The sequence below is a fragment of the Cupriavidus sp. L7L genome, from assembly GCF_004353535.1.
In the GTDB taxonomy this organism is placed as follows: domain Bacteria; phylum Pseudomonadota; class Gammaproteobacteria; order Burkholderiales; family Burkholderiaceae; genus Cupriavidus; species Cupriavidus oxalaticus_A.
The window spans coordinates 74,158-89,154 of record NZ_SMNY01000025.1; the positions used below are offsets into that span (position 1 = coordinate 74,158).

Here is a 14,997-nt window from a genome sequence, read left to right on the forward strand (position 1 = left end):
CTTTGCATTTCCATCCCCTTAAAACAACAAGCGCCGGCGCCTGCGCGCCAGGCCGCTGACCGATGAGTCTCGCCGCCAACCGCTGGCTGTCCGCGGTGCCCACGCTGGCACTGGGGCTGGCCGCCGCCCTGCTTTGCACCGTCCTGCATACCCCGCTGCCGTGGATGATCGGCCCGCTGCTGGCCGTCGCCTCGGCACGCATGTGGGGCGCCGACCTGCGCGCGCCGTCGCAGGCGCGCAATGCCGGGCAGTGGGTGATCGGCGCCTCGCTCGGGCTGTATTTCACGCCCGACGTGGTGGCGCGGCTGGTGGAGTTCCTGCCGTACATCGTCGCCGGTTCGCTGTTCGCGCTGGCGATGGGCGCGGGCGGCGCGCTGATGCTGCGCCGGACCACCGGGGTCGCATTCAAGACCGCTTACTTTTCCACAGCCATCGGCGGCGCTTCCGAGATGGCCAACCTGGCCGAGCGCAACGGCGCGCGCATCGACCAGGTCGCGGCGGCGCATTCGCTGCGGGTGCTGATGGTGGTGGTGACGGTGCCGGCGATCTTCCAGTACGGCGGCATCCATGGGCTTGACACATACATCCCCGGGCCGCGCGTGGTCAGCGCGCCGGGCCTGCTGGCGCTGGTGGCAATCACGCTGGGCGTGGCGCTGCTGGTCAGGCGCCTGAACATGCCCAACCCGTTCGTGATCGGCACGCTGCTGGCGGCCGCGGTGCTGACGGCATCGGGCATCGAGCTGTCGGCGATCCCGGCCTGGATGAGCCGCGCCGGCCAGCTGCTGATCGGGGTGTCGCTGGGCGTGCGCTTCTCGCGCGAGTTCCTGCACACCGCGCCGCGCTTCCTGTCGGGCGTGGCGCTGTACACGGTGCTGGCGCTGGTGGTGTCGGCGCTGTTCGGCTGGGGGCTGGCTGCGCTGTCGGGCGCGCACCCGGCCACCATGATCCTGGCCTCCACGCCCGGCGGCATTGCCGAGATGTGCATCACCGCCAAGGTGCTGGAGCTGGGCGTGCCGCTGGTGACGGCCTTCCATGTGATCCGGATGGCCTTCGTGGTGCTTGCCACCGGCCCCCTGTATCATTGCCTGAAGCATCGCGTCGCGCCGGGGGAGACAGCGTAAGGTCGGCCACGGTCGGCCACGGGTGCGGCCAGGAACATGGATACAAGAACGAGGACCGCCATGTCTGAAGCATCACCGCAACTTGCCCTTGCCGACATCGACGCCACGCTGGAGCGCGTGCTGGCGCCGTGGGTGCGCCAGCTAGGCCTGCGGGCCGAAGCCGTCGATGCAAAAGGCGTAACGCTGCGCCTGCCTTTCAACGAATCATTTCGCCACGCGGGTGGCGTGGTCTGCGGCCAGGTGCTGATGTCGGCGGCCGATACCGCCATGATCGTCGCCGTCGCGAGTGCGCTCGGCGGCTTCCGCCCGATGACCACGGTCTCACTCACCACCAACTTCATGCGTCCCGTGATCGACGGCGACGTGCTGGTGCGCGCCAACGTGCTGCGCCTGGGCAAGACCGTGGTGTTCGGCGAGATCGAGCTGACCGGCACCGACGGCAAGCTCGCGGTGCAGGCCACCACCACCTACGCGCTGCTCTGATGCCAGCCAGCGCGGGCACCAGTCCCGCCCATCCCGCCAATCCCTTCGACCAGGTCGTCTTTGCCGGTGGCGGCAACCGCTGCTGGTGGCAGGCGGGCTGGTGGGACATGGTCGCGCCCGAACTGCAGCTGCGTCCGCGGGTGATCGCGGCCATCTCGGCCGGCGCGGCCACCGCGTGCATGGTCTATGCGCATGACTCGCACCAGACCATGGATTACTACCGCGAGGTGCTGTCCAACAACCGCCGCAATGCCTACTGGGGCAACCTGCTGCGCAACGAGCGCGTGTTCCCGCATTACGGCATCTACCGCACCGCGCTGCTGACGATCTTTGCCGACGGCCGCCTGGCGCAGCTTCAACAGGCGCCCGAGATCCGCATCGGCGTGGCGCATATCCCGCGCTGGAGCGGTCCGCGGCTGGCGGTGGCGGCGGGCCTGCTGGCCTACAACATCGACAAGCATGTGCTCAAGACGCTGCACCCGCGGCTGGGGCGCAAGCTTGGCTTCCGGCCCGAGTTCGTGCGCGCGCAGGACTGCGCCTCGCCGGAGCAGCTGGCCGACCTGCTGCTGCAGTCGGCGTCGACGCCGCCGTTCACGCCGGTGCTGCGCCGCGACGGCCGGCCGGTGCTCGACGGCGGCCTTGTGGATAACGTACCGGTCGATGCGCTCGACACCGCGCCGGGCAATGTGTTGGTGCTGGTGACGCGGCTCTATCCGCGCCCGCGCCGTTTCGTCATCGAGCAAGGCGGCCAGCGCCGCCTGTACCTGCAGCCCTCGGAGCGCGTGCCGATCTCGAGCTGGGACTACACCCGGCCCGATGCCATGACGCACGCCTACGAACTCGGCCGCCGCGACGGGGAAACTTTCCTGCGCGAGTGGCCGTCGATCCTGAATACCGAACTGCGGCCGGCCGCCTAGCTTCGTGTTGTGGCACCGGCCCGATCGATTGTCGATGCGGCCCGCGTGCCGCGACAGGAGGCATGGATGACCGAGCGCAAGACAACCCCCACCGCAACGCAGGGGACCAACGAACCGAGGCGTGCCCGCCAGGTCAGCGCTGCGCCACCCGTCGAGCGCGTCCCGCGCGCCCGCGGCCAGGGAGGCAAGCGCCGCAACGGCAAGGCGCGCGACGCCGACCTGGTGGTGATCGGCGGCGGCTCCGGCGGCGTGGCCTGCGCGCGGCGCGCGGCGGCGCACGGTGCGCGCGTGATCCTGGTCGAGCGCGATGCCATCGGCGGCACCTGCGTCAACCGCGGCTGCGTACCGAAGAAGATGCTGTCGTATGGCGCCTCGTGGGCAGCGATCCTGTCGGGCTGCCTGTCGCACACCGGCGGGCACGAGGACTGGCGCGACGCGATCGTGCGCGTCAATGCCGAGGTGGCGCGGCTGAACGCGGGCTACACCCAGCGCCTGCATGAATCCGGCGTGGAGATACTGCGTGGCGACGCGCGCGTCACCGCGCCCGATGAAGTCCGCGTCGGCGACGAGACCATCCATGCGCGCCGCATCCTGATCGCCACCGGCGCGCGCCCGCGCCCGCTGGACGTGCCCGGCGGCGAACTGGCCGCCAGCTCCGACGATGTCTTTACCTGGCAGACCGTGCCCGCCTCGGTCGCGGTGATCGGCGGCGGCTATATCGGCGTGGAGCTGGCATCGATCCTGTCGCGCTATGGCGTCAAGGTCGACCTGATCGTCGCCGGCGACCGGCTGCTGCGGCATTTCGACCATGAGATCGGCGCTGCGCTGGCCGAGGCGCTGACGGCGCGCGGCGTGCGCCTGCATCTGAATGCCGAAGTCAACCTGCTCAGCCAGGCCAACGGCGCGGTGGAAGTCTGCTACCGCCCCACTGACCGCCCCGGCCAGACCGAGGCCGTGCGCGCGCAGGCCGCGCTGGCGGCGATCGGGCGCATCTCCAATGTGCAGGGGCTGGGGCTGGAAGAACTCGGCCTGGCCTTTGGCGACAAGGGCGGCATCCATGTCGACAAGCAGTACCGCAGCAGCGTGCGCAAGATCTATGCGGTCGGCGATGCCACCGACGGCTTGCACCTGACGCCGGTGGCGACCGCGCAGGGCCGCTGGCTGGCCGACCGGCTGTATGGCCGGCGCGGCGAGCGAGCCGACTTCGATTTCGTGCCCACCGCGGTGTTCAGCGAACCGGCCATCGGCGCAGTCGGCATGACCGAGGCGCAGGCGATCGCCGATGCCGGCAAGCCCGAGCGCATCCGCACCGTGGTCAAGCGTTTTGTCTCGCTGGAGAACCGCTTCGGCGGCACGGCGTACCAGAGCGTGTTCAAGCTGGTGCTGAACGCGCGCAGCGGGCGCGTGCTAGGGGTGCACCTGATGGACAACGCCGCGCCGGAGATCGTGCAGGCGCTGGCGGTGGCGCTGCGCCTGGGCGTGCGTGAATCGCACCTGCAGACCACGGTGCAGCTGCATCCGACGGTGGCGGAGGAGTTGTTCGGCTGAGCGCTATTGAGCACTACTCGGGTTCAATCACCGACCGGCAGCTTCAGCACGGCGCGCACGCCAACGCCCTGCGCGCCGTCGCCCAGCTCCACCGTGCCGCCGAAGCGCGACGCCATCTCGCGCGAGATCGCCAGCCCGAGCCCCGAGCCGGGCTCGGCGTTGCCCACGCGGCGGTAGAAGCGCGCGAAGACCTTCTCGCGCTCTTCGGCCGGGATGCCCGGGCCGTCGTCTTCTACGACCAGGCAGGCCGTTTCGTCGTTGCGACTTGCCGACAAGGTGATCCGGCTGCCGCGCGGCGAGTACTGGATCGCGTTGTGCACCAGGTTGGCCAGCGCCTCGCGCAGCAGCGCGGGATCGGCGCGCACCGGCAGCTTCAGCCCCGGCACCGGCTCCCAGCCGAAGTCCTGCTGCTTGCCGCGCGCCAGCGGCAGGTAGTCGAGCGCCACCTGCTCGGCCACGGCGACGGCGTCGATGATGTCGATGGCGTCGCTGGCCTCGCCCGGCTGTGCATTCTCGCCATGGTGCTGGCGTACCCGCGCCAGCGCCAGCAGCTGGTTGGTCAGCCGCGCGGCCTGCTCCAGCTGCGTGACGATGCCGCCCACGGCCTCGCCCGCGGCGCGGCGCGCGGCTTCCGGATCGGGGTCGCGCAGCTGGCGCTGGGCATATTCGGCCTGCGTCTTCAGGATTGCCAGCGGCGTGCGCAGCTGGTGCGCGGCATCGGCGATGAACTGCGCCTGCGCCTGCGCCATTGCCGCCGAGCGCGACACGTGCAGGTTGACCGCGTCGACCAGCGGCCGCACCTCGGACGGCACGCGCTCGAAGGCCAGCGGCGCGAGGTCGTCGGGCGAGCGCGCCTCGACGTCGTCGCGCACGCGCTTGAGCGGGCGCAGCACGTAAGTGACGCCGCCCACCAGGATCGCGGCGCTCAGCAGGATCAGCATCAGGTCGCGCGCCAGCGCGCTGCGCCACACCGTGGCGATCAGCGCGCTGCGCGGCTCGGCGGTCTCGGCAACCTGGATGATCACGCGCATGCGCGCATCGGGCCGGTACACGGGGCGCGCCATCACGCCGATGCGCACCGCTTCGCCCAGGTACTCGGTATCGTAGAAGCGCGGCTGGTTGTTGACGAGGTTGCCGGCGGGCAGCGGCAGGTCGTCGTAGCCGGTGATGGTCTCCACCTTGCCGGCGCGCTCCAGCGACACGCGGTAGTACACATGGGTCTGCGCCGCGCTCTCGAACATTTCCATGGCGGCGTCGGGCAGCGTGAGCTGGACGCTTTCGCCGGCCATGCCGATGGCGTTGTCGATGGTGCGGATCGAGCCGTACAGCGAGCGGTCGTAGGCCCGGTTGGCGGCGTCGCGCAGCGTGCCGTAGCTGAGCCAGGTGTCGATCGCCATCATCGCCGCCAGCGCCGGCACCAGCAGCAACAGCAGCTGGCGGCGCAGGCTGCCGCGCCGCCACAGCAGTATGGGATGGCGCGGACCCATGCGCATATTCCCTGCCATCCAGCGCATGTCAGCGCCCGGCCTCGGGCTCCAGCAGGTAGCCGAAGCCGCGCAGCGTGACGATGGTGACGCCGTGCCCGGCCAGCTTTTTGCGCAGCCGGTAGACCAGCACTTCGATCGCGTCGGGGGAGACGTCGGCGTCGAGCGAGAACACCTTGTCGAGCAGCTGCGCCTTGGTCAGCGGCTGGCCGCTGCGCGCCAGCAGCGCGCCCAGCAGCGTCGATTCGCGCGGCGTCAGCGCCAGCGGCTGGCCATCGAGCGTAAAGCTGCGCGTCTCGCCGTCGAACACCAGCGTGCCGCATTGCAGGCGCGGGTGCGCGCGGCCGCGGCTGCGGCGGATCAGCGCCAGCAGCCGCGCTTCCAGCTCGGCGATGGCGAAGGGCTTGGGCAGGTAGTCGTCGGCGCCGAGGTTGAGGCCGCGCACGCGTTCGTCGAGCGTGTCCTGCGCGGTCAGGATCAGCACCGGGGTGCGGTCGTCGCGCCCGCGCATCGACTTGAGCACGGCCAGCCCGTCCTTGCCGGGCAGGCGCAGGTCGAGCACGACCGCGTCGTATTCCTCGGCATGCAGCCGTGCCTCGGCCTGCAGGCCGTCGGCGACGTGCTCGATCACGAATCCGCCCTGCTCCAGTGCGCGGGCGACCCAGCGTGCCAGTTCGACTTCATCCTCCACCAGCAGGATGCGCATGCCGGTCCTCCTCCTCTGCCGGTTGTGCATGGCGGCCCCGGCGCTATGGCGCGCCTGCCGCGGGCGCCTATAATAACCCCGCCCCGCCTGTCCCGGCGCGCCCGCTGCAGGGCCGTCCCCCCAGTTCCCGATCACCGTGCCCAAGCGTCCGCCCCAGCAGTCCGCTTCCATGCCGCCCGCGGCGCATGGGTCGCCCGCCCTTCCCGCATCACGTCACGCATCACACCCGTCACCCGCCTCACCGCAGCGCCGCCGGCTGGCCGGTGCCGCGCTGCTTGCCGGGACTTCGCTGTCATTGCCGCTTCAGGCCCAGTCCATGCTGCCGGCGCCGCCGCCGGGCTATCCGTCGGGGTATGACGCCACCATCGCCCGCGCGCTGCGCGAACGCGAGGTGGTGGTCTATGCCTCGACCGACCTGGAAGTGGCGCAGCCGCTGATCACGGCGTTCGAGACGCGCTATCCCGGCATCCGGGTGCGCTATGAAGACCTGAACACCGTCGACCTGAACCAGCGCTTCCTCGCCGAAACCGCCGCGCTCGGCAGCGGCCGCCCGGCGCCGGGCGCGCGCTATGCCGACGTGCTGTGGAGCACCGCCATGGACCTGCAGATCAAGCTGGTCAACGACGGCAACGCGCAGCGCTACGCCTCGCCGGAGCGCGCCGGCCTGCCCGGCTGGGCGGTGTGGCGCGACGAGGCCTGGGGCACCACCTTCGAGCCCGCGGTGATTGTCTACAACCGCCACCACTTCGCCGGCATGCGCGCGCCGCGCAGCCGCACCGGGCTGGCGCGGCTGCTGCAGGAGAACGCGCCGCGCTGGCGCGGCAAGGTGGTGACGTATGACGTGGAGCGCTCCGGCGTGGGCTACCTGCTGGCGCAGCAGGACGCGCGCATGGGCAGCGAGTTCTGGTACCTGGCGCAGGCGCTGGGGCGCGCCGGGGTGCAGCTGTCGTCGTCGACCGCGGAGATGGTCGAGCGCATCGCCAGCGGCGAGCTGGTGATGGGGTACAACCTGCTGGGTTCCTACGCGCTGTCGCTGATGGAGCGCGGCGCGGCGATCGACGTGATCGCGCCGCGCGACTACACGCTGGTGATGTCGCGGGTGGCGTTTATCGCCAGGCGCGCGCCGCGGCCCAATGCGGCGCGGCTGTGGCTGGATTTCCTGCTGTCGCGCGAGGGCCAGGCGCTGCTGGCCAAGTCGACCACGCAGCTCTATACCATCCGCACCGATACCGACAGCGTGCACACCGCCGCGGCGCTGTCGGAGCGCCTGGGCTACGCGCTCAAGCCGATCAGCGTGGGGCCGGGCCTGCTGGCCGCGCAGGACACGCTGCGCAAGCGCGCCTTCCTGGCGCGCTGGCACGAAGCGGTGCGCGGCTAGCGCCCAGGCCGGTTTCGGGGAGCCAGGGGAGTCAGGAGATCAGGGCACCAGGTCGCTGGTGTCCAGGCCCGCGGCTTCCTTCTGGCAGGCCTGCTCGCACAGCGTCGACAGTTCGTCGTCGAGCTGCGCCATCGGGCGCGGCACGTAGCCGAGCCGCAGCGCGGGGGACAATCTCAGGGTATCGATGAAGGCATCCGCCATGCGCTCGGCGTTGGCGTCGAGGTCGAAGTCCTCGGGCGAGAACAGCCAGTGCGCCAGCACGCCACCGATGCAGGCGTGGAACGCATTGACGGCGAGATCCAGGTCGAGGTCGGCCGGCAGCTGCCCGCGCTCGCGCGCCAGGCGCAGGTGCTCGCGGATCTTGACCAGGCCTTCCTTGTGCGACTGGCGCTGGCGCTCGAAGATGGCGCCGTTGTCCTGCACCATCTCGCACTTGTGGAAGATGATCTCGAACACGCGGCGCAGGCGTGGGTTCACCACGGTCTGGCGCATGACGTAGGCGCAGATGTCGCGCACGCCGCCAAGCGGGTCCTCCTGGCGCGCGATCCGCTCCGGATCGCACAGCGCTTCCACGGGCAGGTGCACGCGGTCGCACATGGCGGCGAACACATCGCTCTTGTTCTTGAAGTGCCAGTAAATCGCGCCGCGCGTGACCCCCGCGGCCTCGGCGATGTCGGCCAGCGACGGCCGTGCCACGCCGCGGGCGTGGAACACGGTTTCGGCCGCGTCGAGAATCCGGTGGCGCGTCTCTAGCGCCTCTTCCTTGGTGCGTCTGACCATTTCTGTCTCATATGCCGGCGGCGCATGGACACGGTGTCCACGGTCCGGCGTGTTGAATCTCCCCGGTGCTGCGCAAGGCGCGCGGCGGGTCGTTGTCGTCACATGGCTATGTTGTCGCAAGCCCCTGGGTCCGACAGGACGGCGCGCATCCTAACCCGAGTCGGCGGTTTGCGCCGGATACCGGATCAGGTTGGCCGGCTTTTCGCTGGGATCCGATGGTTCGCATCGGACCCGCCCGGCGTGATGTGAAAGCCCCTGCTGATGAATCGACTTTAACATACATGCTTGAATGTATATATAATACGCGCTCGCCCGGCTTTCGGCCAGCCGCCCCCTGTGACATAGCCAGCACCCTGGGCGACTCCTTGCGCAGGCCAGCCGGACGGCAATCCAGTCGTCATATAAAAGCCACCGTTCGTCGTATTCGTCGCCGCGCCGACGCGATTTGTGGCTAGCATCACGCTTTTATCCGCTGCAAATATTGCGGCGGGCTGCGTCGTTTTCGCTTTCCTGAGATGTCAGGCCGGGGCGATGCGGCAGATCTCAAATTGCCATCATGGGGTTATCGATGAGGAAGTCCCAACATATCAGTCGCGTTGCCACCTTTGCAGCCGCTGCGCTGTCGGCGCTGGCGCTCACTGCCTGCGGCGACAAGAAGGCCGAGGGCGGTGCCCCGCCCCCGCCGGAAGTCGGCGTGGTCACCGTGACGCCGTCGCCGGTCGCCGTCGTCAATGAACTGCCGGGCCGCCTGGAAGGCGTGCGCACGGCCGAAGTGCGCGCTCGCGTCGAAGGCATCGTGCTGTCGCGCAACTACACCGAGGGCGGCGAAGTGAAGGCCGGCCAGGTGATGTTCCGCATCGACCCGGCGCCCTACCAGGCCGAACTGTCGTCGGCCCAGGCCGCGCTGCAGCGCGCAGAGGCCAACGCCGTCACTGCGAGGCTGAAGGCCGAGCGCTACAAGCCGCTGGTGGCCGTCAACGCGGTCAGCAAGCAGGAATACGACGACGCCGTGGCCGCCGCCGGCCAGGCCAACGCCGACGTGGCATCGGCCAGGGCCGCCGTGCGCACCGCCCAGATCAACCTGGGCTACACCACCGTGACCGCGCCGATCAGCGGCCGCGCCGGCCGTGCGCTGGTGACCGAGGGCGCGCTGGTGGGCAAGGGCGAGGCGACCAAGCTGGCGCTGGTGGAGCAAGTCGACCCGATGTGGGTCACCTTCACCCAGCCGGCCTCGGAAGTCACGCGCCTGCGCCGCGCCATCGAGTCGGGCACGGTCAAGGGCGTCAACGGCGGCGCCAACGTGCACCTGTACGGGGAAGACGGCCGCGAGTACGAGCACACCGGCAAGCTGCTGTTCTCGGACATGACGGTCGACCCGACCACCGGCGCGATCACGCTGCGCGCGCAGTTCCCCAACCCGAAGCGCGAGCTGCTGTCGGGCACCTTCGTGCGCGTGAAGATCGAGCAGGGCGTGGATGAGAACGCGCTGACCGTGCCGCAGCGGGCGCTGATCCGCGGCGCGCAGGGCGCCACCGTGCTGGTCGTTGGCAACGACGGCAACGTCGCCTCCGTGCCGGTCAAGGCGCCGCAGGCCATCGGCGACCGCTGGATCGTGACCGAAGGCCTGAAGGGCGGCGAGAAGGTGATCGTCGAGGGCCTGCAGAAGGTCAAGGTCGGCGCGCCGGCCAGGCCGGTGCCGTTCGTGCAGGCGGGTGCCTCGGCGCCGGCCGCCATGCCGGCCGCGGCTTCCGCTGCCCCGGCCTCGGCCCCCAAGGCCGAAGCGAAGCAGGAAGCGAAGGCCGAGGGCAAGCAAGGCTGAAACCGCCGCGCCGCGGCGGCTGAAGCCAGCCGCCGCGGCACACAGGGCTAGACAAAGAGGGAGCCAGTCTTATGGCCAAGTTTTTTATCGACCGGCCGGTGTTCGCGTGGGTGCTCGCGCTGATCATCGTGCTGGGCGGGATATTGTCGATCATGCAGTTGCCGATCGCGCAATACCCGAACATCGCCCCGCCTACGATCTCGGTCACGGCCACCTATCCGGGTGCGTCGGCCAAGACGCTGGAGGATTCCGTCACTTCGGTGATCGAGCAGGAGCTTAACGGCGCCCCCAACCTGCTCTACTACAACTCGACCAGCGAATCGACCGGCCTGGCGACGATCACCATCGCGTTCGCGCCCGGTTCCAACGTCGACCTGAACTCGGTCGAGGTGCAGAACCGCCTCAAGCGCGTGGAAGCGCGCCTGCCGGCGGAGGTGCGCCAGCAGGGCGTGCGCGTGGACAAGGCCGGGAACAACTACATGATGTTCCTGACCGTGTCGTCCAAGTCCGGCACGGCCAGCGCGATCCAGCTCGGCAACTATGTCTCGGCGCAGGTGATCGACTCGATCCGCCGCGTGCCGGGCGTGGGCCAGGCCGACCTGTTCGGCACCGAGTACGCCATGCGCATCTGGCTGGACCCGTCCAAGCTGACCGGCTACAACCTGACGCCGCTGGACGTGACCGCCGCGGTGAGCGAGCAGAACGTGCAGGTCGCCGTGGGCGAGCTGGGCGGCACGCCCTCGCCCAAGGGCACCGAGCTGAACGCCACCGTCACCACCGAAAGCCGGCTGTCCACGCCCGAGCAGTTCGGCAACATCCTGCTGCGCACCAACCCCGACGGTTCGTCGGTGCGCATCAAGGATGTGGGCCGCGTGGAACTGGGCGGCGCCGACTACTCGACGCTGGCCCGCACCAACGGCAAGCCGTCGGCGGCCATCGCCATCAAGCTGGCCCCGACCGGCAACGCGCTGGCCACGGCCACCGCGGTGCGCGCCAAGATGGAAGAGCTGTCGAAGACCTTCCCGGCTGACTACCAGTACACGGTGCCTTACGACACCTCGGCCTTCGTCAAGATCTCGATCGAGGAAGTGATCAAGACGCTGCTGGAAGCCGTGGTGCTGGTGTTCCTGGTGATGTACCTGTTCCTGCAGAACTTCCGCGCCACCATCATCCCGACGCTGGTGGTGCCGATCGCGCTGCTGGGTACGTTCGGCGCACTGCTGGCGTTCGGCTTCTCGATCAACGTGCTGACCATGTTCGGCATGGTGCTGGCGATCGGTATCCTGGTGGACGATGCCATCGTGGTGGTGGAAAACGTCGAGCGGATCATGAGCGAGGAAGGACTCTCGCCACGCGAAGCGACACGCAAGGCCATGGGCCAGATCACCGGCGCCATCGTCGGCATCACGCTGGTGCTGACCGCGGTGTTCATCCCGATGGCGTTCTTCTCGGGCTCGGTGGGCAACATCTACCGCCAGTTCTCGCTGTCGCTGATCGCCTCGATGGCGTTCTCGGCGCTGCTGGCGCTGACGCTGACCCCGGCGCTGTGCGCGACGCTGCTCAAGCCGGTGGAAGCCGGCCATCACCATGAGAAGAAGGGTTTCTTCGGCTGGTTCAACCGCACTTTCGCTACCGCGTCGACCGGCTACCAGGGCGTGGTCGCGCGCATCCTCAAGCGCACCGGCCGCTACCTGATCATCTACGCGCTGATCATCGCCGGCGTGGTGGTGCTGTTCAAGCGCCTGCCGTCGTCGTTCCTGCCCGATGAAGACCAGGGCTACATGATCACGGTGGTGCAGCTGCCCAACGGCGCCACGCAGGACCGTACCATCGGCGTGCTCAAGCAGATCGAGGACTACTACCTGCAGAAGGAAAGCAAGGTGGTGGACCAGATGATCACGGTGGCGGGCTTCTCCTTCTTCGGCCGCGGCCAGAACGGCGGTATCGCGTTCGTGCGCCTGAAGGACTGGAAGGAGCGCACCGGCGACGGCGAGAACGCGCAGGCGCTGGTGGGCCGTGCCTTCGGCGCGCTGTCGTTCATCAAGGACGCGATCATCTTCCCGCTCAATCCGCCGGCGATCGCCGAGCTGGGCAACTCCTCGGGCTTCGACTTCCGCCTGCAGGACCGCACCGGCCAGGGCCACGCCAAGCTGATGGAAGCGCGCAACATGATGCTCGGCATGGCCGCGCAGAACCCGGTGCTGATGGGCGTGCGCCCCGAAGGCCAGGAAGACGCGCCGCAGCTGCAGATCGACATCGACCGCGAGAAGGCGCGAGCGCTGGGCGTGTCGGTGGCCGAGATCAACTCGACGCTGTCGATCGCGTTCGGCTCCAGCTACGTCAACGACTTCATCTATGAAGGCCGGGTGCGCAAGGTGATCGTGCAGGCCGACGGGGCCGACCGCCGCCTGCCGGATGACCTGACCAAGCTGCGCGTGAAGAACAGCAACGGCGACATGGTGGCGTTCGCGGCGTTTGCGACGTCCAGGTGGATCATGGGCTCGCCGCGCCTGGAGCGCTACAACGGCATGCCGGCGGTGAAGATCGCGGGCCAGGCCGCGCCGGGACGCAGTACCGGCGAGGCCATGCGCGCGATGGAAGAGAACTTCGCCAAGCTGCCGCCGGGCTTCGGTTTCGAGTGGTCGGGCCAGTCGTATGAAGAGCGCCTGGCCGGCTCGCAGGAACCGATCCTGTACACGCTGTCGCTGATCATCGTGTTCCTGTGCCTGGCCGCGCTGTACGAGAGCTGGTCGATCCCGTTCTCGGTGCTGCTGGTGGTGCCGCTGGGCGTGCTCGGCGCGCTGCTGGGCGTGACGCTGCGCGGCATGCCCAACGATGTGTACTTCAAGGTGGGCCTGATCGCCACGATCGGCCTGTCGGCTAAGAACGCCATCCTGATCGTGGAATTCGCCAAGGACCTGCAGGCGCAAGGCAAGGGCCTGGTCGAAGCCACGCTGGAAGCGGTGCACTTGCGGTTCCGCCCGATCCTGATGACGTCGATGGCATTCATCCTGGGCGTGCTGCCGCTGGCGATCGCCACCGGCGCGGGCTCGGGCAGCCAGCGCGCGATCGGTACCGGCGTGATGGGCGGGATGATCACGGCCACGGTGCTGGCGATCTTCCTGGTGCCGGTCTTCTTCGTGGTGGTGCGCAAGCGCTTCAAGGGCAGCCAGCGCCAGCGCATGCTGGACAAGAAGTGGCATGACCCGCAAGAGGAAATCTGACATGACCAAGACCCTGACCACACTGCTGCTGGTGGCCGGCGTTCTGACCGGGTGCACGCTGGCACCCCACTATGACCGCCCCGCCCCGCCGGTGGCAGACAGCTTCCCGGTGGCACCGGAGGGCTATGCCACCGCCGAGGTGAAGAGCGGCGAGACCCGCCGCGCCACCGACATCGGCTGGCGCGAGTTTTTCCGCGACCCGCGCCTGCAGGCGCTGATCGCCACCTCGCTGGATAACAACCGCGACCTGCGCCAGGCCGCGCTGCGCATCGAGGAAGCGCGCGCCACGTACCAGGTGCAGCGCGCCGACCTGCTGCCCACGGTGAACGTGGAAGGCGGCTATACGCGGGCCCGCACCACCCCGGCCGAGGCGGCCACCGTGCTGGGCCAGCCAGGGGTGACCGAGGTCTACCGGGTCGGCCTGGGCATCTCGTCGTACGAGCTCGATTTCTTCGGGCGCGTGCGCAGCCTGTCCAACGCCGCGCTGGCGCAGTACTTCGCCACCGAAGAAGCGCACCGCTCGGCGTATATCTCGCTGGTGTCGGAAGTCGCCAAGGCCTACCTGGCCGAGCGCTCCTTTGCCGAGCAGTACGAGCTGGCACGCAACACGCTGCAGGCGCGCGAAAGCACCTACGGGCTGGCCAAGAAGCGCTTTGACGCCGGCGCCACCTCGGCGCTGGACCTGCGCGACAACGAATCGCTGGTGGCGCAGGCACGCGTCTCCGCGGCGCAGCTGGCACGCCAGCGCGCGCAGGCGCAGAACGCGCTCGAAGTGCTGGTGGGCAAGCCCATCGGCACCATCGAGAACCTGCCCGAGCCGATGCGGCTGTCGGACGAGCGCATCATCAGCGATATCCCGGCGGGCCTGCCGTCGGAGCTGCTGGAGCAGCGTCCCGATATCCGGCAGGCCGAGCAGCAGCTGCTGTCGGCCAACGCCAATATCGGCGCGGCGCGCGCCGCGTTCTTCCCGCGCATCACGCTGACCACCAGCGTGGGCACCATCAGCCCGACGTTCTCGGGGCTGTTCGATGCCGGCACACGCGCATGGTCGTTCGCGCCGCAGCTGACGCTGCCGATCTTCGACTATGGCCGCAACCTGTCGAACCTGGACCTGGCCAACGTGCGCAAGAACATCCAGATCGCCAACTACGAGAAGACCATCCAGACGGCCTTCGCGGAAGTAGCCGATGCGCTGGTGGCGCGCGGCACGCTGGAAGACCAGGTCACCGGCCAGGAACAGGTGCGCGATGCCGAAGCCGCGCGCTACGAGCTGTCGCGCCTGCGCTTTCGCAGCGGCGTGGCCAGCTACCTGGACGAGCTCGACGCGCAGCGCCAGCTGTTCACCGCGGAGCAGGCGCTGATCCAGGCGCGGCAGCTGCGGCTGAACAACGCGATCGACCTGTATCGCGCGCTGGGCGGCGGGTTGAAGGCGGACAGCGCGGTGGCGCAGCAGGCAGCGCCAGCGGCGCAGCAACCGGTGACGCAGTAACGCTCACTGCCGGTTTGCTCCCCTCTCCCGCAAGCGGGAAGGGGGGCA

The 14,997-nt window shown here is 69.2% G+C and carries 11 protein-coding genes; 8 read left to right on the plus strand and 3 right to left on the minus strand.

Annotation, left to right across the window (positions count from 1 at the left end):
- The first annotated feature begins 62 nt into the window (after window positions 1-62).
- The 4 genes from E1J61_RS24800 (at window position 63) to E1J61_RS24815 (ending at window position 4,069) form a co-directional block, all read left to right on the plus strand.
- On the plus strand, window positions 63-1,121 hold the full coding sequence (locus tag E1J61_RS24800; protein ID WP_133096614.1) for an AbrB family transcriptional regulator: 1,059 nt from the start codon (window positions 63-65) through the stop codon (window positions 1,119-1,121).
- A gap of 60 nt (window positions 1,122-1,181) precedes the next feature.
- Complete coding sequence (locus E1J61_RS24805) at window positions 1,182-1,604, plus strand: PaaI family thioesterase (protein WP_116320087.1); 423 nt, start codon at window positions 1,182-1,184, stop codon at window positions 1,602-1,604.
- Window positions 1,604-2,521, plus strand: a complete 918-nt coding sequence (locus E1J61_RS24810; RefSeq protein ID WP_133096615.1) for a patatin-like phospholipase family protein — start codon at window positions 1,604-1,606, stop codon at window positions 2,519-2,521. The genes E1J61_RS24805 and E1J61_RS24810 overlap by 1 nt, the downstream gene beginning before the upstream one ends.
- 66 nt (window positions 2,522-2,587) lie before the next feature.
- Window positions 2,588-4,069 carry an NAD(P)/FAD-dependent oxidoreductase gene (locus E1J61_RS24815; RefSeq protein WP_133096616.1) on the plus strand — a complete coding sequence of 494 codons (1,482 nt, stop codon included), beginning with the start codon at window positions 2,588-2,590 and terminating at the stop codon, window positions 4,067-4,069.
- Window positions 4,070-4,092: 23 nt separating this feature from the next.
- Here E1J61_RS24815 and E1J61_RS24820 read toward each other — a convergent pair whose 3' ends face one another.
- Both E1J61_RS24820 and E1J61_RS24825 read right to left on the minus strand, forming a co-directional pair.
- Window positions 4,093-5,556, minus strand: a complete 1,464-nt coding sequence (locus E1J61_RS24820) for a sensor histidine kinase (RefSeq protein WP_133096617.1) — start codon at window positions 5,554-5,556, stop codon at window positions 4,093-4,095.
- Between the two features lie 28 nt (window positions 5,557-5,584).
- Window positions 5,585-6,259, minus strand: coding sequence for a response regulator (locus tag E1J61_RS24825; protein ID WP_133096618.1), 675 nt, complete (start codon window positions 6,257-6,259; stop codon window positions 5,585-5,587).
- A gap of 316 nt (window positions 6,260-6,575) precedes the next feature.
- Here E1J61_RS24825 and E1J61_RS24830 point away from each other — a divergent pair, with 316 nt between their 5' ends.
- Window positions 6,576-7,637 carry an ABC transporter substrate-binding protein gene (locus E1J61_RS24830; protein ID WP_207951248.1) on the plus strand — a complete coding sequence of 354 codons (1,062 nt, stop codon included), beginning with the start codon at window positions 6,576-6,578 and terminating at the stop codon, window positions 7,635-7,637.
- 39 nt (window positions 7,638-7,676) lie between these two features.
- Here E1J61_RS24830 and E1J61_RS24835 read toward each other — a convergent pair whose 3' ends face one another.
- Window positions 7,677-8,417 (minus strand): TetR family transcriptional regulator, encoded by a 741-nt coding sequence (locus tag E1J61_RS24835; protein WP_133096619.1) that lies wholly within the window; start codon window positions 8,415-8,417, stop codon window positions 7,677-7,679.
- A gap of 568 nt (window positions 8,418-8,985) precedes the next feature.
- On the opposite strand from E1J61_RS24835, the gene E1J61_RS24840 reads away from it, so the two are divergent.
- The 3 genes from E1J61_RS24840 to E1J61_RS24850 all read left to right on the plus strand — a co-directional run bounded on the left by E1J61_RS24840 (window position 8,986) and on the right by E1J61_RS24850 (window position 14,949).
- Window positions 8,986-10,236, plus strand: a complete 1,251-nt coding sequence (locus E1J61_RS24840) for an efflux RND transporter periplasmic adaptor subunit (RefSeq protein WP_133096620.1) — start codon at window positions 8,986-8,988, stop codon at window positions 10,234-10,236.
- A gap of 71 nt (window positions 10,237-10,307) precedes the next feature.
- Entirely contained in the window at window positions 10,308-13,460 is a 3,153-nt protein-coding gene (locus E1J61_RS24845) for an efflux RND transporter permease subunit (RefSeq protein ID WP_133096621.1), read from the plus strand.
- A gap of 1 nt (window position 13,461) precedes the next feature.
- Window positions 13,462-14,949, plus strand: a complete 1,488-nt coding sequence (locus E1J61_RS24850) for an efflux transporter outer membrane subunit (protein WP_133096622.1) — start codon at window positions 13,462-13,464, stop codon at window positions 14,947-14,949.
- The last annotated feature ends 48 nt before the right edge of the window (window positions 14,950-14,997 follow it).